This is a genomic window from Comamonas sp. A7-5 (genome assembly GCF_039581385.1).
Lineage (GTDB): Bacteria > Pseudomonadota > Gammaproteobacteria > Burkholderiales > Burkholderiaceae_C > Comamonas > Comamonas thiooxydans.
This window is the reverse complement of record NZ_JBCPWO010000058.1, coordinates 1-592: the sequence shown is the minus strand read 5'-3', so window position 1 is coordinate 592 and position 592 is coordinate 1. Positions and strand designations below refer to the sequence as shown.

Below are 592 nucleotides of genomic sequence, written 5' to 3'. Positions count from 1 at the left end.
TCCGCTACGACGATGGTGGCCGTGGGTCGCTGGGTGTCGATGGCGTAGTTATTCGAGTCCGTCGTTCCCGTACCGCTGTTGCCCGCCGCATCCACATAGCCGCTGTTGTTCAGCGTGATCAGGTTGACCGTGCTCTCCAGGTTGGCCGTGGGCGTGAAGGTCGCAGTCCAGGTGATACCGCCGTCGCTGCTGCTGAGGTTGCTCAGTACACCATTGGCCACGGTGAAGTCGGCAGTGGTCAGGCCGGTGATCGCCTCGCTGAAGGTGATGGTGACCGTACCGGTATCGCCTACCGCCAGCGCCGTGTCTGTCACCACAATGGAGGCCGTCGGGCGCTGGGTGTCGATGGCGTAGTTATTCGAGTCGGTGATTCCCACTCCGGCATTGCCCGCCTTGTCTGTCACTCCGGTGTTGTTCAGTGTGATCCGGTTGCCCGTGCTCTCCAGGTTGGCCGTGGGCGTGAAGGTCGCCGTCCAGGTGATGCCGCCGTCGCTGCTCGTGACCGTGCTTAAGGTGCCGCCGCTGACGCTCAGGTCGGCATTGCTGAAGTCGTTCACCGCTTCGCTGAAGGTGATGGTGACCAGGGTGCTCT

General features: G+C 62.7%; 1 protein-coding gene. It reads right to left on the bottom strand.

The features are described from left to right. On the bottom strand, positions 1-592 hold a 592-nt coding region (locus AAIL67_RS24735; protein ID WP_343485406.1), incomplete at both ends, for an Ig-like domain-containing protein.